This window comes from Serratia sp. X10 (genome assembly GCF_017811775.1).
GTDB classification, from domain to species: domain Bacteria; phylum Pseudomonadota; class Gammaproteobacteria; order Enterobacterales; family Enterobacteriaceae; genus Serratia; species Serratia ureilytica.
This window is the reverse complement of the sequence record NZ_JAEIOH010000003.1, coordinates 1-17,940: the sequence shown is the minus strand read 5'-3', so window position 1 is coordinate 17,940 and position 17,940 is coordinate 1. Positions and strand designations below refer to the sequence as shown.

General features: G+C 60.5%; 19 protein-coding genes. 10 read left to right on the top strand and 9 right to left on the bottom strand.

Annotated elements, in window-relative coordinates; genetic code table 11:
- Nucleotides 1-83: 83 nt before the first annotated feature.
- The 3 genes from speB (at nucleotide 84) to J9788_RS10410 (ending at nucleotide 3,393) form a co-directional block, all read left to right on the top strand.
- On the top strand, nucleotides 84-1,016 hold the full coding sequence (speB, locus tag J9788_RS10420) for an agmatinase (protein WP_182264819.1): 933 nt from the start codon (nucleotides 84-86) through the stop codon (nucleotides 1,014-1,016).
- 77 nt (nucleotides 1,017-1,093) lie between these two features.
- On the top strand, nucleotides 1,094-2,479 hold the full coding sequence (locus J9788_RS10415; RefSeq protein WP_182264818.1) for a sodium:solute symporter: 1,386 nt from the start codon (nucleotides 1,094-1,096) through the stop codon (nucleotides 2,477-2,479).
- Nucleotides 2,480-2,583: 104 nt separating this feature from the next.
- A complete protein-coding gene (locus J9788_RS10410; protein ID WP_182264817.1) occupies nucleotides 2,584-3,393 on the top strand; it encodes a nitrilase-related carbon-nitrogen hydrolase in 810 nt (269 codons plus the stop codon).
- A 63-nt stretch (nucleotides 3,394-3,456) separates the two neighbouring features.
- On the opposite strand, the gene J9788_RS10405 is transcribed toward J9788_RS10410, so the two are convergent.
- Nucleotides 3,457-4,440 carry a magnesium and cobalt transport protein CorA gene (locus J9788_RS10405; RefSeq protein ID WP_033642493.1) on the bottom strand — a complete coding sequence of 328 codons (984 nt, stop codon included), beginning with the start codon at nucleotides 4,438-4,440 and terminating at the stop codon, nucleotides 3,457-3,459.
- 11 nt (nucleotides 4,441-4,451) lie between these two features.
- Nucleotides 4,452-4,871, bottom strand: coding sequence for a GNAT family N-acetyltransferase (locus tag J9788_RS10400; protein ID WP_046897033.1), 420 nt, complete (start codon nucleotides 4,869-4,871; stop codon nucleotides 4,452-4,454).
- A 131-nt stretch (nucleotides 4,872-5,002) separates the two neighbouring features.
- Here J9788_RS10400 and J9788_RS10395 point away from each other — a divergent pair, with 131 nt between their 5' ends.
- Nucleotides 5,003-6,103: a PQQ-dependent sugar dehydrogenase gene (locus tag J9788_RS10395; RefSeq protein ID WP_046897034.1), complete on the top strand. Its 1,101-nt coding sequence runs from the start codon at nucleotides 5,003-5,005 to the stop codon at nucleotides 6,101-6,103.
- A 13-nt stretch (nucleotides 6,104-6,116) separates the two neighbouring features.
- Here the strand turns inward: J9788_RS10395 and J9788_RS10390 are convergent, their stop codons facing one another.
- Both J9788_RS10390 and J9788_RS10385 read right to left on the bottom strand, forming a co-directional pair.
- Nucleotides 6,117-6,737, bottom strand: a complete 621-nt coding sequence (locus tag J9788_RS10390; protein ID WP_046897035.1) for a glutathione S-transferase family protein — start codon at nucleotides 6,735-6,737, stop codon at nucleotides 6,117-6,119.
- A gap of 91 nt (nucleotides 6,738-6,828) precedes the next feature.
- Nucleotides 6,829-7,485, bottom strand: a complete 657-nt coding sequence (locus J9788_RS10385) for an HAD family phosphatase (RefSeq protein WP_033642497.1) — start codon at nucleotides 7,483-7,485, stop codon at nucleotides 6,829-6,831.
- Between the two features lie 107 nt (nucleotides 7,486-7,592).
- Between J9788_RS10385 and J9788_RS10380 the strand changes: the two genes are divergently transcribed.
- Both J9788_RS10380 and J9788_RS10375 read left to right on the top strand, forming a co-directional pair.
- The gene (locus J9788_RS10380; protein ID WP_182265135.1) at nucleotides 7,593-7,829 is read left to right on the top strand and encodes a hypothetical protein; all 237 of its coding nucleotides are present in this window, start codon (nucleotides 7,593-7,595) and stop codon (nucleotides 7,827-7,829) included.
- Entirely contained in the window at nucleotides 7,774-8,796 is a 1,023-nt protein-coding gene (locus J9788_RS10375; RefSeq protein WP_033644235.1) for an isopenicillin N synthase family oxygenase, read from the top strand. The genes J9788_RS10380 and J9788_RS10375 overlap by 56 nt, the downstream gene beginning before the upstream one ends.
- 59 nt (nucleotides 8,797-8,855) lie before the next feature.
- On the opposite strand, the gene J9788_RS10370 is transcribed toward J9788_RS10375, so the two are convergent.
- Nucleotides 8,856-10,001 carry a PLP-dependent aspartate aminotransferase family protein gene (locus tag J9788_RS10370; protein WP_033642498.1) on the bottom strand — a complete coding sequence of 382 codons (1,146 nt, stop codon included), beginning with the start codon at nucleotides 9,999-10,001 and terminating at the stop codon, nucleotides 8,856-8,858.
- 12 nt (nucleotides 10,002-10,013) lie between these two features.
- Nucleotides 10,014-11,381 carry a cystathionine beta-synthase gene (locus J9788_RS10365; RefSeq protein WP_182264816.1) on the bottom strand — a complete coding sequence of 456 codons (1,368 nt, stop codon included), beginning with the start codon at nucleotides 11,379-11,381 and terminating at the stop codon, nucleotides 10,014-10,016.
- A gap of 467 nt (nucleotides 11,382-11,848) precedes the next feature.
- On the opposite strand from J9788_RS10365, the gene J9788_RS10360 reads away from it, so the two are divergent.
- Nucleotides 11,849-13,054, top strand: coding sequence for a serine hydrolase (locus J9788_RS10360; RefSeq protein ID WP_033633487.1), 1,206 nt, complete (start codon nucleotides 11,849-11,851; stop codon nucleotides 13,052-13,054).
- A gap of 101 nt (nucleotides 13,055-13,155) precedes the next feature.
- Here the strand turns inward: J9788_RS10360 and J9788_RS10355 are convergent, their stop codons facing one another.
- From J9788_RS10355 to J9788_RS10345, 3 genes are all read right to left on the bottom strand, one after another.
- Complete coding sequence (locus J9788_RS10355) at nucleotides 13,156-13,647, bottom strand: fimbrial protein (RefSeq protein WP_226772988.1); 492 nt, start codon at nucleotides 13,645-13,647, stop codon at nucleotides 13,156-13,158.
- 19 nt (nucleotides 13,648-13,666) lie between these two features.
- A complete protein-coding gene (locus J9788_RS10350) occupies nucleotides 13,667-14,485 on the bottom strand; it encodes a fimbrial protein (RefSeq protein ID WP_370576342.1) in 819 nt (272 codons plus the stop codon).
- 232 nt (nucleotides 14,486-14,717) lie between these two features.
- Nucleotides 14,718-15,050, bottom strand: a complete 333-nt coding sequence (locus J9788_RS10345) for a hypothetical protein (protein WP_025302211.1) — start codon at nucleotides 15,048-15,050, stop codon at nucleotides 14,718-14,720.
- Nucleotides 15,051-15,714: 664 nt separating this feature from the next.
- On the opposite strand from J9788_RS10345, the gene J9788_RS10340 reads away from it, so the two are divergent.
- From J9788_RS10340 to J9788_RS10330, 3 genes are all read left to right on the top strand, one after another.
- A complete protein-coding gene (locus tag J9788_RS10340) occupies nucleotides 15,715-16,236 on the top strand; it encodes a fimbrial protein (protein WP_025302212.1) in 522 nt (173 codons plus the stop codon).
- Nucleotides 16,237-16,314: 78 nt separating this feature from the next.
- Complete coding sequence (locus J9788_RS10335) at nucleotides 16,315-16,851, top strand: fimbrial protein (RefSeq protein ID WP_033642500.1); 537 nt, start codon at nucleotides 16,315-16,317, stop codon at nucleotides 16,849-16,851.
- A 47-nt stretch (nucleotides 16,852-16,898) separates the two neighbouring features.
- The coding region (locus J9788_RS10330; protein WP_193549743.1) for a fimbria/pilus outer membrane usher protein at nucleotides 16,899-17,940 on the top strand (1,042 nt) is incomplete at its 3' end.

The following is a 17,940-nucleotide window of genomic DNA, read 5'->3' as shown; positions in this document are numbered from 1 at the left end:
GGTAGCCGGTGTGGTCAACGGGGTAGTCTGCGAATGTTGCTTAAATGTTTCAATTTATCGCAAGCCCAAGACAAGGAAACGCCATGCTGAACCAACCCCAAAGCGGCAACGACATGCCGCGCTTTGCCGGTCTCCCCACCATGATGCGCCTGCCCGCCGTCGATCAGGCGCGTGGTCTGGACGCCGCCTTTGTCGGCATTCCTCTGGATATCGGCACCTCCAATCGCAGCGGCACCCGCTATGGCCCGCGCCAGATCCGCCAGGAGTCGGTGATGATCCGCCCCTACAACATGGGTACCGGCTCCGCCCCATTCGAACGGCTGCAGGTGGCCGATCTGGGGGACGTCGCCATTAACCCCTACAGCCTGGCGGACAGCGTACGGCGCATCGAGGCGGCTTACCACGAGATCCTGGCGTACGGCTGCACGCCGTTGACGCTCGGCGGCGACCACACCCTGACGCTGCCGGTGCTGCGCGCCATCGCCCATCGACATGGCCCGGTGGGGCTGATCCACGTCGATGCGCATTCCGACACCAACGAGGAGATGTTTGGCGAACAGCTGGCGCACGGCACCACCTTCCGCCGCGCGTTTGAGGAAGGACTATTGGCGCCGGAAAAGGTGGTGCAGATTGGCCTGCGCGGCAGCGGCTATGCGGCGGATGACTTCGATTGGTCACGGCGCCAGGGCTTCCGCGTGGTGCCGGCCGAAGCCTGCTGGCATCGGTCGCTGACGCCGCTGATGGCGGTGATCCGCGAGCAGATGGGCGATGCGCCGGTTTATCTCAGTTTCGATATCGACGGGCTGGATCCGGCCTTCGCGCCGGGCACCGGCACGCCGGAGGTCGGCGGACTGTCGGTTTGGCAAGGGCTGGAGATCGTGCGCGGCTGCCGTGGGCTGAACCTGATTGGCGGCGACGTGGTGGAGGTGTCGCCGCCTTACGATCGTTCCGGCAATACGGCACTGCTGGCGGCCAACCTGCTGTTTGAAATGCTGTGCGTGCTGCCGGCCCGCTGAGGCCGGCGTACTGACCCTGCCGGCGGAGCGGTTGCGTCGGGCCCCCTGATAACAATAACAACGGAGTGGAGGTACCCATGAATCTCGATCTGCTGGTTGTGGTGATTTACTTTCTGGTGATAGGCGCGGTGGGGTGGATGGGCATTCGCCGCGCCAACTCCAAAGAGGCCTATCTGGTGGCCGGGCGCAACCTGGGGCCGGGGCTGTATCTGGGCACTCTGTCGGCGGTGGTGCTTGGCGGCGCGTCGACCATCGGCAGCGTCAAGCTCGGCTACACCTACGGCATCTCCGGCGTCTGGCTGTGCGGCGCGCTCGGGCTGGGCATTGTGGTGCTGAGTCTGGTGCTGGCCAAACCGCTGCTCAAACTGAAGCTGTATACCGTCAGCCAGGTGCTGTCGCGGCGGTATCACCCGGCGGCGCGGGTTACCAGCGGCGCGATCATGCTGGCGTATGACCTGATGGTGGCGGTGACCTCGATCATCGCCATCGGCAGCGTGATGCAGGTGATGTTCGGCCTGTCGTTCAGCGCGTCTATCCTGCTCGGCGGCGGGCTGGTGGTGCTGTATTCGACGCTGGGGGGCATGTGGTCGCTGACGCTGACCGACATCATTCAGTTCATCATCATGACCATCGGCATGATGCTGGTGCTGATGCCGATGAGCATCGTGAAGGCCGGCGGCTGGGAGGCGTTCACCAGCCTACTGCCCGCCGGTTACTACCAGCTGTCGTCGATCGGGCTGGATACCATTCTGGTGTTCTTCCTGATCTACTTTTTCGGCATTTTGATCGGTCAGGACATCTGGCAGCGGGTGTTCACCGCCCGCAGCGCCAACGTGGCGCGCTTCGCCGGGCTGGGGGCGGGCGTCTATTGCGTGCTGTACGGCGTGACCGGCGCGCTGATCGGCATGGCCGGCAAGATCGTGCTGCCGTTGCTCAGTAATACCGACGGCGCCTTCGCCGCCATCGCGCAAGCGGTGTTGCCGGTCGGCGTCAGCGGGCTGGTGGCCGCGGCGGCGCTGGCGGCGCTGATGTCCACCGCCAGCGCCTGTCTGTTGGCGTCTTCGACCATCGCGCTGGAGGACGTGCTGCCGGCCATCCGGCGCAAACCTTCCGGCGGGCTGGCCGCCGGGCGCTTCACCACGCTTTTCATGGGCGCGGTCATGCTGGGGCTGGCGTTTGTGGTGCGCGACGTGTTGGCGGCGCTAACGCTGGCTTACAACCTGTTGGTGGGCGGCATGCTGATCCCGTTGGTGGGGGCTATCTTCTGGCCGCGCGCCACCAGCGCCGGCGCCATCGCCAGCATGCTGACCGGCAGCCTGTGTGTGATGGGGCTGATGATTTGGCACGGCATCGACGCCAACAGCCCGATCTACGGCGGTCTGCTGGGCGGCGGCATCGCCTTCGTGCTGGGCAGCCTGCTGAGCCGCCCGGCGCCGCAGCTAGAGACTCAAACTGAACGCTGAGGGGCGAGCCGGGCTTTTATCACGGCGCCTTTACTGATTTACTGAGGAGCAGGGCGCATCGCCGCCCTGTCGGTTTAACGGTGAAGGTAAGGAGAAGGTGAGTCATGGGTACGATCAGCGTCGCATGCTGCCAGTTGGCGCTGCGGGTAGGGGAAGCGGAACATAATCGGGCGCTGTCCGCCCAGGCTATTCGCCGGGCGGCGCAGCGCGGCGCCAACGTCATCGTGTTGCCGGAGTTGGTGAACAGCGGCTATGTGCTGCGCGACAAGGCGGAGGCGCGGGCGTTGGCCGAGGCCGAAGATGGGCCTAGCCTCAGCCTGTGGTGTGCCCTGGCGAGTGAGCTGGATGTGGCGATCGTCGCCGGTTTTTGCGAGCGCCTGCCCGAGGGTGAGGTGGCCAACAGCGCGGCGTTGATCGATGCGCAGGGGGTGAGGGCGATTTATCGCAAAGCGCACCTGTGGCATGAAGAGAGTTCGATCTTTACCGCCGGCGATCGGCCGCCGCCGGTCGTCGAGACGCGCTTTGGCCGGTTGGCGGTGATGATCTGTTACGACCTCGAGTTTCCGGAGTGGGTGCGCTTGCCTGCGTTGGCCGGCGCTCAGCTGCTGTGCGCGCCGGTCAACTGGCCGTTGGCGCCGCGCCCGCAGGGCGAACGGCCGGCGGAGATGGTGAAGGCGCAGGCCAACGCGGCCGTCAATCGGCTGTTCATCGCGGTGTGCGATCGTTGCGAAACGGAGCGCGGCGTTGCGTGGATCGGCGGTTCGGTGATCGTCGACGCCGACGGCTATCCGTTGACGCAGAGCCTGACAGGCGAAGGTATGGTGCTGGCATCGATGGATATCGGCGCGGCCGATGACAAGCACATCGGCCGCCACAATCACGTGCATCGCGATCGGCGGCCGCTGCTGTATTGAAGCGGCGGGGCGGGCTGCCCCGCCGAGGTTTTTTGCCGACGGGAACAGCCGCCGTTCTGGCGCTTATAGCCAGCCCGATTTCTTCAGTTTCTGATACAGGAAAATGCAGCCGACGGCGGTCACTCCCAGCGTGGCGTGATAGGCCCACGGGAACTTCAACTCCGGCATGTCGGCGAAGTTCATCCCGTACAGGCTGAAGACCACCGTCGGGATAGCCAAAATCGCCCCCCAGCCCGCCAGCCGTTTCACCACTTCGTTCTGTTTGACCGTCACCAGCGCCAGATTGACGTGCATGGCGTTGGTCAGCATTTCGCGCATGTCGTCGATGTTGCTGACCACCTGATGGGCGTGATCCTGCACGTCGCGCACGTAGGCGCGTAGCTCTTTCGGGATCACCTCTTCGTGCAGACGGATCAGTTGGTTGCAGATTTCATCCATCGGCAGCGCGGCGTTGCGCAGCGCCAGCAGGTGGCGGCGCAGGGTATAGACGTTCTCGATCGCCGCCTGATCGAATTCTGACTGAAACATGTTGGCTTCAATGTTCTCGATGGTGCTCTCGAAGCGCGCCACCACGCTGCGGTAGTTATCCACCACGAAGTCCAACACCGAATAGAGGGCGAAGCCCGGCCCGCGGCACATCTGCTTGTGGTTCTCTTCCGCCTTGGCGCGGATCGGCGCGTAACTGGGCGAAGCGCCGTGGCGCACCGTCACCAGAAAGTTTTTGCCGACGAAGAAGTGCGTCTCGCCATATTCGATTTCGTCGTGCTCGCCCCACTGCGCGGTTTTCACCACGATGAACAGCGAGTCGCCGTAGGTCTCCAGCTTCGGCCGCTGGTGCGCGCACAGCGCGTCTTCGATCGCCAGGTCATGCAGCCCGAACTCTTCCTGCACCTTGCGCATAAACGCCGGCTCCGGCTGCCGGAGCCCCAGCCAGATGAAGGTGTCGGGCTGTTTGACCACCTCGCTGATATCGTCGATGGTCACTTCGCCCAGCCGTTGGCCGGCTTTGTACGCCACGCAGTTCACCACCATGCTTTTGCTGTCCATCCGTCCATCCATTAATCAGTCAGGGTTTTGGTGAGAAAATAGCACTCATGTTCCACCGGATACGCTTTCAGCGTCATTTGCAGTTGATAGCCGAGCTTTTCGTAAAACGGCCGCGCCTGGAAGCTGAAGGTGTCCAGACGGGCGTAGCGGCAGCCGCGCGCCTGCGCCTCTTGTTCGGCGGCGCGCATCAATCGGCCGCCGAGGCCGCTGCCGCGCTGGGTATCCGCCACCCACAGCCACTCGACGCTCAGCCAGTTGCCCCAGGTTTCGGCGGTCAGCCCGCCGATCACCGCGCCGGCTTCGTCGCGCGCATAGACGCTGAGCGGCTTGCGGTGGCTGGCGTCGATATGCGGCAGGTTGTAAGCGCGCAGGCCTTGCCTGATCGCATCGAGGGTTTGTTCGTCGATCGCGTCGGTAACGGTAATGTCCATTTTTCCTCCTGGGTAATGGATTAACTTAAGCACATGGCGGCGAAAAGGCAACCCGTTGAAATGTAATACAAACGACCGCTTCTGCTGAGTGGGCTACACTAAACGGGTCATTTTATCTTCAGGAGGACGCCATGCCCCGATTGACTCTGCTGGCCGGTTTGCTGCTATGCAGCGGCCTGGCGCACGCCGCGCCGACGGTCAGCCAATTGCAGGACGGCCTGGAACACCCTTGGTCGCTGGCCTTCTTGCCGGCGGAACAAGGCCTGCTTATCACTGAACGGCCCGGCCGGCTGCGGCTGTGGCAGCAGGATAAAGGGCTGTCGCCGCCGATCGCCGGTGTGCCGCAGGTCTACGCTGAAGGGCAGGGCGGCCTGCTGGAGGTGCTGCCGGCGCCCGATTTCGCCGCCAGCCGCCGGGTGTATCTCAGCTTCGCCGAACCGGGCGAGGGCGGCAAAGCCGGCACGGCGGTCGGCTATGGCCGCCTGAGCGACGATGACGCGCGGTTGGAAAACTTTAAGGTGATCTTCCGTCAGCAGCCCAAGCTGTCGGTCGGCAATCACTTCGGCGGCAAATTGGCGTTTGATCGGCAAGGCTACCTGTTTATCACGCTGGGCGAAAACAATCAGCGGCCGACGGCGCAAGAGACCGACAAACTGCAGGGCAAGCTGGTGCGGCTGACCGCCGAGGGCGCCGTGCCGCCGGACAACCCCTGGGTCGGCCAGGCAGGTAAACGCCCGGAGGTTTGGTCTTATGGCCATCGCAATCCGCAAGGGCTGGCGTTGAACCCGTGGAGCGGCGCAATCTGGGAGCATGAGCACGGTCCGCGCGGCGGCGATGAGCTCAACATCCCGATGCCGGGTAAAAACTACGGCTGGCCGCTGGCCACCTACGGTATCAACTATTCCGGCCAGCCGATCCCCGAGGCGAAAGGGGAGCGGGTGCCCGGCACCGAACAACCGCTCCACTATTGGCGGGTTTCGCCCGGCCTCAGCGGCATGGCGTTCTATGATGGGCAGCGCTTCCCCGCCTGGCGGCACTCGCTGTTCATCGGCGCGCTGGCGCAAAAGGCACTGATTCGCCTGACGCTGGAGGGGGACAAGGTGGTGGCGGAAGAGCGGCTGCTGGGCGATCGCGGCGAACGCATCCGCGAGGTGCGCAGCGGGCCGGATGGCTACCTGTATCTGCTGACGGACGAACGGGACGGCAAGCTGCTGAAGGTCGGGGCGTCCTAACGCCCCGCACGCGTCAGGTGAGTGCGCTCATCACGCCGCGCTGGTAGGCCGGGCGTGCGCGCAGTTGCTGATACCAGCGCTCCATGTTCGGCCGCGGGCGGCGGGCGATCGGCATTTCGAACCAGGCGTAGGCGAAGCTGCCGAGCGGGATATCGCCGAAACCGAACGCGCCGCCGGAGAGGTAAGGCTGGTGCGCCAGCGTCTGTTCGATGACGTCGAAGTGTTTTTCCAGCGTGGCGATCGCCGTTTCGATTTTCGCCATGTCGCGCAGCTCCGGCGCGGTGCGTATCAGGCCCCAAAAGACGATGGTGAAGGCCGGGACAATCGTCGAGGTGGTCCAGTCCATCCATTTCTCGGCGGCGGCGCGCGCCTGCAGATCTTGCGGATAGAACGTCGCGTCGCCGAATTTCGCCCCCAGGTAGCGCACGATGGTGTTGGACTCCCACAGCACGAAGTCATCGTCCTGCAGCAGCGGCACCAGGCCGTTCGGGTTCAACGCGCGGTAACTCTCTTCGTTGACTTTGCCGAACGCCCCGCCGGCGTTGATGTGGGTGTAGTTGAGCCCCAATTCGGCGGCGCACCACAGCACCTTCCTGACGTTGTTCGAATTCTCACGACCCCAAATGGTCAGCATGGGATAACTCCGTTAGCGGATAATAAGGACCCTCTATACCTACGCCACAACGCGCTTTTTGTCACACCGCAGGGCACTTTTTGTCTGCCGATCAGCGTTCCCAGCGGCACACTTCCCAGCCGCGCTCCGCCGCCAGCGCGCTCAGTTCGCTGTCGGGGTTGATCACCGTGGCGCTGTCGACGAATTGCAGCATCGCCTTGTCATTGAGAGAGTCGCTGTAGCCGTGGCTGTGCTCGAACTTCAGGTGCGGGTGCTGCGCCAGCCAGTGCTGCAGGCGGATCACCTTGCCCTGTTGATAGGTCATGGTGCCGTAGGTGTTGCCGGTGAAGCGGCCATCGCTGATTTCCACGCCGATCGCCAGCGCATCGTCGGCGCCGAGCTGTTCGGCGATCGGCGCCACCAGATGCTCGCCGGTGGCGGAGATCACCAGGATGCAGTCGCCGCGTTCGCGGTGCCACTGCAGGCGTTCGCGGGCGGCGGGGTAGACGCGCGGCAGGATGTCGCGGCGGATGTAACGCTGCACCCAGCCGGCCACGGTTTGCACGCTCAGGCCGGCCAGCGGCGCCAGCGTGGCCTGCATGTAGTCCTCCATCGACAGCTTGCCCTGATAATAGAGCTGCATCAGCTGCTGCTCCTGCAGTTCCAGCTCCGCCGGCGCGAACCCCTGGCCGACCAGCCAGCGGATCCACAGGCTGGCGCTGTCATCGTCAATCAGGGTTTCATCCAGGTCGAATAAAGCTAAATCCATCAGTATTTCTCCGGCAGGCAGGGTATGAGGTCGTTTACAGGATAGCGGATAGCGCACGTCGCCAGCCAGCGGCGTCGGCGAAATTGCGCAGAGCATAAGAAACATTGATGACGGTTTTGCGACAGTTTGTTGAACGTTTGCATAACTTAGAACGCAACAATATTGGCCGCTTCGGCGAGCGCGGTGATAACTATGAAGCAAATGCAGCTACCCGCTGGGGAGTGACCATGTTGATTATTCGCCTGTATGGCAGCCCGATCGCGATCGGGGAAGAAGAGGAACCGCATGATGACGCATCTGACGACGCAGAAGACGCTGCCGCTGCTGGATCTTTCGCAGCTTGATGGTGATGCGCGCCAACGGCGCGCCTTTCTCGACGATCTGCGCGCGGCGGCCCGCGACGTCGGTTTTTTCTATCTGCGTGGGCACGGCGTAGACGGCGCGTTGAATGCGCGGCTGCAGCACGCCGCGCGGCAATTTTTCGCCCTGCCGGAAGCCGACAAGCTGGCGGTGCAGATGGTGCATTCGCCGCACTTTCGCGGTTACAACCGGGCGGCGGCGGAACTCACGCGCGGGCAGCCTGACTGGCGCGAGCAGTTCGATATCGGCGCCGAACGCCCGGCGCTGACGCTGTCTGATGACACGCCGCGCTGGGCGCGCCTGCAGGGGCCAAACCAGTGGCCGGCGGCGCTGCCGACGCTGAAACCGCTGCTGCTGCAGTGGCAACAGGCCATGACCGCCATGTCGCTGCGGCTGCTGCGCGCTTTCGCTTTGGCGCTGTCGCTGCCGGAGCAGGCGTTCGATCGTTTGTACGGCGAGAAGCCCAACGAGCACATCAAACTTATCCGCTATCCGGGGCGGGATGCCACCGGCAGCGCACAGGGCGTCGGCGCGCACAAGGACTCCGGGTTTCTCAGCTTTTTGCTGCAGGACGCGCAAAAAGGGCTGCAGGTAGAGGTGAGCGAAGGGCAATGGATAGACGCGCAGCCGCGTGAAGACACCTTCGTGGTGAACATCGGCGAGCTGCTGGAACTCGCGACCAACGGCTATCTGCGCGCCACGGTGCACCGGGTGGAAACGCCGCCGGCGGGGCGCGACAGGTTGTCGATCGCTTTCTTCCTCGGCGCGCGGCTGGACGCGGTGGTGCCGCTGTATCAACTGCCGCCGCAGCTGGCGGCACAGGCGCGCGGCCCGGCCAGCGATCCGCTCAACCCGCTGTTTCGCGACGTGGGCGACAATTACCTGAAAGGGCGCATCCGCTCTCACCCCGATGTGGCGCACCGTTTTTATCAGGATGTCATCGGCGTCTGAACGCCGGGCGTAAAAAAGCCCGGCGCGTCGGCCGGGCTGATGGTGCGCTGATGCGGCGATTATTCCGCCAGCGCCTGCTGCAGATCGGCGATCAGATCTTCCACATCCTCAATCCCTACCGACAGGCGCACCAGCTGCGGCGTGATGCCGGTTTCCAGGCGCTGTTCCAGCGGAATGGAGGCGTGCGTCATGCTGAACGGTTGGCTGATCAGGCTTTCCACGCCGCCCAGGCTTTCCGCCAGGGTGAACAGGCGCGAACGCTGGATGACCCGACGCGCATAGGCGTCGTCGCCTTTCAGCCGTACCGAGATCATGCCGCCGAAGCGCGTCATCTGGCGCGCCGCCAGCTCATGCTGCGGATGGCTCGGCAGGCCGGGGTAATAGACGTTTTCCACCTGCGGCTGGCTCTCCAGCCACTGGGCGATGCGCAGCGCGCTGTCGCTGTGGCGCTGCATGCGCAGCGCCAGAGTGCGAATGCCGCGCAGCGTCAGGAAGCTGCTGAACGGATCGAGAATGCCGCCGACCGCGTTTTGCAGGAAACCGAGCTGTTCCGCCAGCGCCGGGTTATTCCCCACCGCCGCGACGCCCGCCACCACATCGGAGTGGCCGTTAAGGTATTTGGTGGCGGAGTGCACCACCACGTCAAAGCCCAGATCCAGCGGACGTTGCAGATACGGCGAGGCGAAGGTGTTGTCCGCCACGCTGATGAGCTGATGCTTTTTGGCGATTGCGGCGATGGCGCTCAGATCCGCCAGCTTGAGCAGCGGGTTGGTCGGCGTTTCGACCCAGATCATTTTGGTATCCGGTTCGATCGCCTGTTCCAGCCCGGCGAGATCCGCCGGCGACACGTAAGTCACGCGCAGGCCGGCGGTGCGGCTGCGCACTTTTTCCAGCAGGCGATAGGTGCCGCCGTACAGGTCGTCTACCGCGATCAGGTGGCTGTCTTTATCGAGCAGCTCCAGCACCGTGGAGCAGGCCGCCAGACCGGAGGCGAAGGCGTAGCCGCGGCTGCCGCCTTCCAGTTCGGCGATGGCGCTTTCCAGCGCGGTGCGCGTCGGGTTGGCGCTGCGGGAGTATTCGTAGCCGGTATGTTCGCCCGGCGCCGGTTGGGCGTAGGTGGAGGTGGCGTAAATCGCCGGCATCACTGCGCCGGTCGCGTCCGGGGTGTAACCGGCGTGAACGGTCAACGTATCAAACTTGGCCATAATGGATCCTTATTAACGTAATTTTTGGCGCCAGGCGTTAAGCACGTCTGTGCGGGTAATCAGGCCGAGGAAGCGCTCGCCGTCGAGCACCACCGCGACGTGGCCATGGTTGAAGGTGGCCTGTAATTCCTCGTAGCCGGCTTCCTTTTGCAGCGTCTGGACCTGCTTGGTCATCGCGCTGCCGGCCGGCAGGCTGAAGTGGGCGGCGTCGGCCTGGACGGCGTTCAGCAGATCCCACTCATCGATCAATCCGACCACCCGATCGCCTTCCAGCACCGGTAGCTGCGAGATGTCGTACAGCCGCATGCGGGCGTGCACGATCGCCAGCGTGTCGTCCGGCGCGGCGGAAACGGCGGCGCCTTCGTCGTGGCGATAAGCGATCAGATCGCGCAGATCGCCGTGCTGCGGTTTGCTCAGCAGGCCCTGCTCCAGCATCCAGTGGTCGTTATACATTTTAGACAGGTATTTGTTGCCGCTGTCGCAAACGAAGGTCACGACCCGCTTGGGTTCGGTTTGCGCGCGGCAGTAACGCAGAGCGGTGGCCAGCAGGGTGCCGGTGGAGGAGCCCGCCAGCACGCCTTCCTTGCGCAGCAGATCGCGCGCGGTGGTGAAGGCTTCTTCATCGCCGATGCGGTAAGCGTGGCGCACCTGGTCAAAGTCGCTGAGCGGCGGGACGAAGTCTTCGCCGATGCCTTCCACCAGCCAACTGCCCGCTTCGCCGACTTGGCCGTGGTCGAGATAGTCCGCCAGGATAGAGCCGGCAGGGTCGGCCAGCACGAATTCCGTCTGCGGCGAAACCTCGGCGAAATAGCGGCTCAACCCGCCCAGCGTGCCGCCGGAACCGACGCCGACCACGATGGCGTCCACCTCATGATCCATCTGCCGCCACAGTTCAGGCGCGGTGGTGGTGGTATGGGCCGCCGGGTTGGCCGGGTTGTTGAACTGATCGATATAAAAGGCACCGGGGATCTCCCCGGCCAGGCGTTTAGCGTAATCCTGATAATAAGCCGGGTGCCCCTTGCCGACGTCCGAACGGGTCAGCAGCACCTCTACCCCCAGCGCGCGCAGGTGGAAGATCTTTTCGCGGCTCATCTTGTCCGGCACCACCAGCAGCAGCTTATAGCCTTTCAGCGCCGCCACCAGCGCCAACCCCAGGCCGGTATTGCCGGCGGTGGCTTCGATGATGGTGCCGCCCGGCTGCAGTTTGCCGTCGCGCTCGGCCTGCTCGATCATCGACAGTGCCACGCGGTCTTTGATCGAACCACCGGGGTTTTGGTTCTCCAGCTTGACGAACAGCCGGCATGGGCCGGTATCAAACTGGGTCAGTTCCAACATCGGGGTATTGCCAATCATCTCGATGACGGAATGGGGGATCGCCATGACTCATCTCCAGGATTATTCGGTATAAAAGTCGTTGTGCGGATGATAGCGCTGAGGATAAGCGCTTTAAAAAGAACAAATAACGGTTCTATATGCCATTATGGAATATATTAATCTTTTTTAGACGTATGGAAGCGCAGATGTTTAGCGGTGCAGATGCTTGGCCGTTTAGCCGTGGATAGGGGCGAAAGTGCGCGTCTCGATGCTTTTTTGAACGATAAGTGCGCGCCTGCGTACAGTTATGTAAAAATGCTGAAAATTCACGCTAAACCCTGCAAAAATAAGATAAATCACATAAACTCACAGCAAGGGCATTTTCGGTGTGTTGTGTTACCCGCTACGGGCGCCGCAGGGGGTTGCGGCCGGCACGCGCGCACCGGGCCACTCTCGCTGGTTGGCTTAAAACGTGAACATGTTTGAAAGTTAACGCTATTTCAATGGTTTTGAATGGACACTCTGGCGACGTCATGATGAAAAAAAACTTATCCACTTCCCTGAAAAAACTGACCTTCAGCGTAGGTATCCTGTTGCTGGCCGCCCCGGCCGTACACGCGGCCGAGCCGCCGGCGCCGCCGCAGGTAGACGCCAAGGCCTTCATTCTGATGGATTACAACAGCGGCAAAGTGCTGACCGAAGGCAATGCCGATACGCGTCTCGATCCCGCCAGCCTGACCAAGATCATGTCCAGCTACGTGATCGGCCAGGCGATCAAGGCCGGCAAGATCAAGCCGGAAGACATGGTCACCGTCGGCAAAGACGCCTGGGCGCCCGGTAACCCGGCGCTGCGCGGCTCTTCGCTGATGTTCATCAAGCCGGGCGATCAGGTGCCGGTACTGGAGCTGAATAAAGGCATCGTGATCCAGTCCGGCAACGACGCCAGCATCGCGCTGGCGGACTACGTGGCGGGCAGCCAGGATTCGTTCGTCGGCCTGATGAACAACTACGCCAAATCCCTGGGCCTGCAGAATACCCACTTCCTGACGGTGCACGGCCTGGATGCGGAAGGGCAGTACAGCACCGCGCGCGACATGGCGCTGCTGAGCCAGGCGCTGATCCGCGACGTGCCGGACGAATACGCGCTGCATAAAGAGAAAGAGTTCACCTTCAACAAGATCCGCCAGATTAACCGCAACCGTCTGCTGTGGAGCAGTAACCTGAACGTCGACGGCATCAAGACCGGCTACACCAGCGGCGCCGGTCACAACCTGGTGGCGTCCGCCACCGACGGCCCGATGCGCCTGATCTCGGTGGTGCTGGGCGCGCCGAGCGATCGCGTGCGCTTTAGCGAAAGCGAAAAGCTGTTGACCTGGGGCTTCCGCTTCTATGAAACCGCGACGCCGATCAAGGCCGATAAACCGTTCGTCACTCAGAAAGTGTGGTTCGGCGACGTCAGCGAAGTGCCGCTCGGCGTGGCGAAAGACGCCTCGGTCACCATTCCGAAAGGGCAGATGAAAAACCTGAAGGCCAGCTACAAGCTGACCCAACCGACGCTGGAAGCGCCGCTGGCGAAAAACCAGGTGGTCGGCACCATCGATTTCCAGCTGGACGGCAAAACCATCGAACAGCACCCGCTGGTGGTGATGCAAGAGGTGAAAGAGGGCAACTTCTTCAGCCGCATCTGGGATATGGTGATGATGAAGCTGAGCCAGTGGTTCGGCGGGATCTTCGGCTGAATAGCCTGATGTGAGGAGCGTGCCTCAGGCGCACGATCCTTGACCAAGCCGCAACGGAGACGTTGCGGCTTTTTTTTCGCGAGTTTCTGAGATGCGGGTGTTTAAAAGTAGTCCACCAGCATGGTGGCGCCGCTGGAGAAGTCGCCTTCCGCCAGGGTGACGGCGCTGTTTTTCACCGGCACCGCATCAAGCGTCGGTGGATTGGCGTAGTCGATGTTCAGCGGCGTATTGATGGCGAAGGCCTTACCGTTGGCCAACAGCTTGATGCCCAATCCAGTGACGCTGCTGGTCAACACGCTGTTGTCAAAGGCCGCCGCGCTGCCCATGATCTTCATTTTCAACTGGCGGCTGTTATCCAGAAACTCGCATTTGATGCTGTAATCGATGCGTTGCATATAGCGGCTGCCGTCGATGCGTTTGATGCCGACCTTGCCGAAGTCGATATCGATGGTGCGCCCGTCGTTGATCACGCAAGGCGGAGGCGCCACCACGGTGGCGGTGATGTTGACTTTGGTACCCTGATCGGCGGCCTGAGCGGCCGAGCTAATCAATTCCAGCGCCAACAGCAGGGCGCAGCCCGTTTTTATCGTCATGTTCATTCTGGCTCCCGTCTCAAGGTGCGCTGAAGATCAGCGTGGCCGAGCCTGACAGCGGACCGGTGGCGATGCTGGTGTAAGGCACATTGTTCTTCACCGGCACAAAGGTGACGGTGTCGTTGCCCTGCCCGTTGACGATGCGCGTTCTGAACGTATTGTTGGGTTTCACCACCGCGCCATTGTGCACCATGGCTACGCCGACGTTAGGGTTGGTGGTCTTGATAAAATCGCTGGAGAAGCCGCTGGCGTCGCTGACCATCCGGATCAGAATATCCTGCGTCGCACTCTGATCGTCGCATTGGTAGCTGAGCGCTTTGTCCTGTTTGATCTGGGCGTCGTTGGCGCTCTGGGTCAGGAAGTCCTGGCGGATCTGACCAAAATCGACATTAATTTGCTGGCCGTTGTTGATGGTGCAACTGGTGGTGACGAAGTAGGCGTCGTTGTCGGCGATCAGGCGCCAGCGATAAACGCCGCACTGTGGGCAGCCCGGTTGATCGTTGGTCTGAATAAAGTTGATTTGGCCGATGACGTCACCCTTATTCACCTTGATGTCCGGCGTTGGGAAACGGTTCAACACGATATAGACCCGGATGGCGACAGACTGGGTCTGCAAGCCGGTGAGGCTGAGTACGCTGATGCCGGCAGGCACCGGGGAGTTATAGTCGCTGCCGTTGATGGTCGTGCCGCTGCCGATCGAGCCAAAAATCGCGCCGTTCATCGACAGCGCCGGGCTATCGGTTTTGAGATAGTCGTACCAGCTCGCGACGTCGTTTTTACAGGTGACCTGGCTGACGTTGACGATTTCGTTTTTGCCATAAGAAAGCTGCGGTCCGATGCGAACCCGGACGTCAACCGGCGTGGCCGATCCCCCCGGGGGAATAAGTCCGCCATCGGACGTGCGGCAAGTAAATGCGTTGGCATTGCCAAACAGCAGGAAGAAAGAGAGTGCCAGGCAGCAACGTAAAAATAGCAGGGCTGTTTTTCTCACGATAATATCCCGATATATATAAATGGTGTGCGGCGTTACTCCGCAATGAAATATTGCCAATCAGGCCGGCTGGCCATATTTATTCCGTTAAAGGAGAGTGAGATGCATCTTTGTTGGGTATGCCGTTGTTATCGCCACCGTCCAGCAACGCGGTGGGATACCACCTCAACGAGTTGTTGATTGAGCCGTCCGTCACAATCACTTCTTGTCGGGCGACAAGATCCAATAACAGCCGTCGAGCCCGGTAAACACCGACGTTGACGGCATTGGCCAGTTGCCGTGTCGAGAGCCACTGCTGCTGTGGCGGCGGCCCGGCGACGGGACATTGACGGGGCGATTGCGCGAATAATGTTTGCAGCAGATCGTGCTGCAATTGCCGTATTTCCTTTTGTTTCGGAGATAACGCTTCCATAGCACTTCCTCTGTATTCCGATTGCCGTATTCCTAAGAAAAAACAAACATTCGCCGTCTACCAATAACGAGGTAAAACGCGAACAAAGAAAATTCCTATCTATTTATCAGGATTGAAAAAAAAGGCGTTGCCCGCCCCGTTTTTACCTATGTTCAGGTAGGGGGGGCGTCACGCAGAAACCTAAAATTTTGGTTTATTATATTCACAAAGAGTCACTTTGCGATCTGATTACTTGTGAATCTCGCAAAAACAGGATATTGCTCTATAAAAGTATTTTTTACGATCTATGAGCCTAAAAATAACAGTAAATTAACTTTAATTAGGAAATAAATTGCGAATGTTCGCCTTGATCAAAAAAAGCCTTTTTTTGCTGAGAGGTATTTGCCAGAATATTCATCGCCGGACAAGAAGGGCGGATTAGAAAGTATTGGCCCCTGCTTGTTGTGATTTCGTTTATTTTTATAGGGCGAATTCATTAATGGGTGGGCCGCTGCAGACTTACCGTTATCGACTTTTTATTGTCGGTGCCTTTGGGTTTTGGCAGTTAACCAACTAGCAAGATGCTAAAGAATCAGGGCTGCGCACATATAAGCGCGAGCAGGTTTCCTGTTGCTCTTTTTCTTGATTGGAATATGCATTTTTTCTTATAAGGAATATAGGTTCTATGAAACTTAACAAAATCATGATGGCTGCAGTGATTGCATTTGGCGCAAGTTCTTTTGCACAGGCAGCCGATCAGGGACACGGTAAGGTCACCTTCACGGGCTCTATTATTGATGCGCCATGCTCTATTGCGCCTGAGTCGATCGATCAGACCGTAGATCTGGGCCAGGTGTCCAACGTGGCGTTGAAAAACGGCGGCAAATCCAACCCGCGTCCGTTTGAAATCAAGCTGGAGCAGTGCGACATCACCACCCTGAAAACCGTTAAAACCACCTTCAGCGGCGTAGCATCGTCTACCGATAAGGATCTGCTGGGCATCGCGGGCACCGCCAGCGGCGCCGGCGTAGCCATCTCTTACAACGGCCAGCCGATCAAACTGGGGGAAGCGACTACCGCGCAGACTCTGAACACCGGCAACAACACCCTGCATTTCGCCGCCTATCTGCAGGGCGAAGGCGCTTCCGCCGCCATCGTTCCGGGCGACTTCACCGCCGTAGCCGATTTCACCCTGGCTTATCAGTAAGTGAGTCCGAAGGCTTAATCAACCAGGCATGGGGTTCGCCGCATGCCTGGTGAATCTCCCTGTCAAAGGAATGTCGCGATGTTTTTACCAAGGAATCGAGCGGGTGCCGTTCTTTTGGCGTCGTTGGCGTTTGCGCCCGGCTATGCAACTTCCGCCGCGCAGGGGTGGGGCAAGGTCAGCATGCACGGCGCCATTATCGACACCGCCTGCGCCATTGCCGCCGGCAGCCGCGATCAGACGATCGATATGGACACTCTTCCTCTCGGGCAGATCATTCGTGACGGCCAGGGGATGACCAAACCTTTCAGTATTGAATTGGTCAACTGCATTTTGGAACGACCGGAAAACAAACCTGATTGGAAATTCTTTCAGGTCACGTTTGATGGTTATGCGGAAGGCGCTCTGTTTGGCGTACAGGGCGAGGCGCGCGGCGTCGCATTGAAGATAAAAGACAGCAACGGCACGCCGGTTATTCCAGGGAAACCCTTACCGATGGAAGGAATAATACCGGGAAATAGAGTGCTGAATTATTCCATGACGTTGATGCCGAATCATCAGCCGTTGAAGGCGGGAGCGTATTTTTCCACAGTGCGTTTTAAGCTGGATTATTTTTGATTTTTTCTCGTACTGACGGTTAATTCGTTATTGAAAGGACTTTTATTATGCTTTCACCGGCAGGGAAGTTATTTCGTCTTCAAGCTTTGGGGCTCTGTGTTGCCCTTTCTCTGGGAAATCCGATTGCGTTGGTCTATGCCGCCGACGTTATTCAATTCAATACTGACGTATTAGACATCAACGATCGTAAAAATATCGATCTGAGCCAATTTACGCGCAGCGGCTACATCATGCCGGGCGTTTATACCATGGTGGTGCACGTCAATAAGAACGACCTGCCGGAACAGCCAGTGACGTTTTTGGCGCCTGAGAACGATCCTAAAGGCAGTGAAGCCTGTCTTTCACCGGCATTGGTCAACCAACTGGGGCTGAAAGAAAAACTGTTAAGCACGCTGAACTGGACACACGGTGGCCGCTGCCTTGACGCCTCCAGTCTGGCGGGGATGGAAGCGCGCGGCGATCTCGCCAGTTCCGCGCTGTATCTCAACATCCCACAGGCCTATCTGGAGTACAGCTCGGAAAACTGGGATCCGCCTTCGCGCTGGGATGACGGTATTCCCGGGCTGCTGTTTGACTATAACGTCAACGCCCAAACGCAAAAGCACCAGAAAGGCGGCAGCAGCTACAGCCTGAGCGGCAACGGCACCGGCGGCGCCAACCTGGGCGCCTGGCGCCTGCGCGCCGACTGGCAGGCCAACCTCAACCACCAGACCGGATCTTCTCAGCCGACTGATAAACAGTTCGACTGGAGCCGCTATTACGCCTATCGGGCGATCCCGGCGCTGCGTTCGCGGCTGACGATGGGGGAGGATTACCTGAACTCCGACATTTTCGACAGCCTGCGCTTTACCGGCGTCAGTCTTCGATCCGACGACAGCATGTTGCCGCCCAACCTGCGCGGCTATGCGCCGGAAGTGACCGGCGTGGCGAAAACCAACGCCAAGGTGGTGGTCAGCCAGCAAGGGCGCGTGCTGTATGAAACGCAAGTGGCGGCGGGGCCGTTCCGCATTCAGGACATCAACGACGCCGTTTCCGGCGAGCTGGACGTGCGCGTCGAAGAGCAGGACGGCAGCGTGCAGGAGTTCAAGA

Bases quoted from the DNA above. Each gene is read 5' to 3' on its own strand.
- speB (WP_182264819.1), top strand. From the start codon at position 84: ATGCTGAACCAACCCCAAAGCGGCAACGACATGCCGCGCTTTGCCGGT.
- J9788_RS10415 (WP_182264818.1), top strand. From the start codon at position 1,094: ATGAATCTCGATCTGCTGGTTGTGGTGATTTACTTTCTGGTGATAGGC.
- J9788_RS10410 (WP_182264817.1), top strand. From the start codon at position 2,584: ATGGGTACGATCAGCGTCGCATGCTGCCAGTTGGCGCTGCGGGTAGGG.
- J9788_RS10405 (WP_033642493.1), bottom strand. From the start codon at position 4,440: ATGGACAGCAAAAGCATGGTGGTGAACTGCGTGGCGTACAAAGCCGGC.
- J9788_RS10400 (WP_046897033.1), bottom strand. From the start codon at position 4,871: ATGGACATTACCGTTACCGACGCGATCGACGAACAAACCCTCGATGCG.
- J9788_RS10395 (WP_046897034.1), top strand. From the start codon at position 5,003: ATGCCCCGATTGACTCTGCTGGCCGGTTTGCTGCTATGCAGCGGCCTG.
- J9788_RS10390 (WP_046897035.1), bottom strand. From the start codon at position 6,737: ATGCTGACCATTTGGGGTCGTGAGAATTCGAACAACGTCAGGAAGGTG.
- J9788_RS10385 (WP_033642497.1), bottom strand. From the start codon at position 7,485: ATGGATTTAGCTTTATTCGACCTGGATGAAACCCTGATTGACGATGAC.
- J9788_RS10380 (WP_182265135.1), top strand. From the start codon at position 7,593: ATGACGGTTTTGCGACAGTTTGTTGAACGTTTGCATAACTTAGAACGC.
- J9788_RS10375 (WP_033644235.1), top strand. From the start codon at position 7,774: ATGACGCATCTGACGACGCAGAAGACGCTGCCGCTGCTGGATCTTTCG.
- J9788_RS10370 (WP_033642498.1), bottom strand. From the start codon at position 10,001: ATGGCCAAGTTTGATACGTTGACCGTTCACGCCGGTTACACCCCGGAC.
- J9788_RS10365 (WP_182264816.1), bottom strand. From the start codon at position 11,381: ATGGCGATCCCCCATTCCGTCATCGAGATGATTGGCAATACCCCGATG.
- J9788_RS10360 (WP_033633487.1), top strand. From the start codon at position 11,849: ATGATGAAAAAAAACTTATCCACTTCCCTGAAAAAACTGACCTTCAGC.
- J9788_RS10355 (WP_226772988.1), bottom strand. From the start codon at position 13,647: ATGACGATAAAAACGGGCTGCGCCCTGCTGTTGGCGCTGGAATTGATT.
- J9788_RS10345 (WP_025302211.1), bottom strand. From the start codon at position 15,050: ATGGAAGCGTTATCTCCGAAACAAAAGGAAATACGGCAATTGCAGCAC.
- J9788_RS10340 (WP_025302212.1), top strand. From the start codon at position 15,715: ATGAAACTTAACAAAATCATGATGGCTGCAGTGATTGCATTTGGCGCA.
- J9788_RS10335 (WP_033642500.1), top strand. From the start codon at position 16,315: ATGTTTTTACCAAGGAATCGAGCGGGTGCCGTTCTTTTGGCGTCGTTG.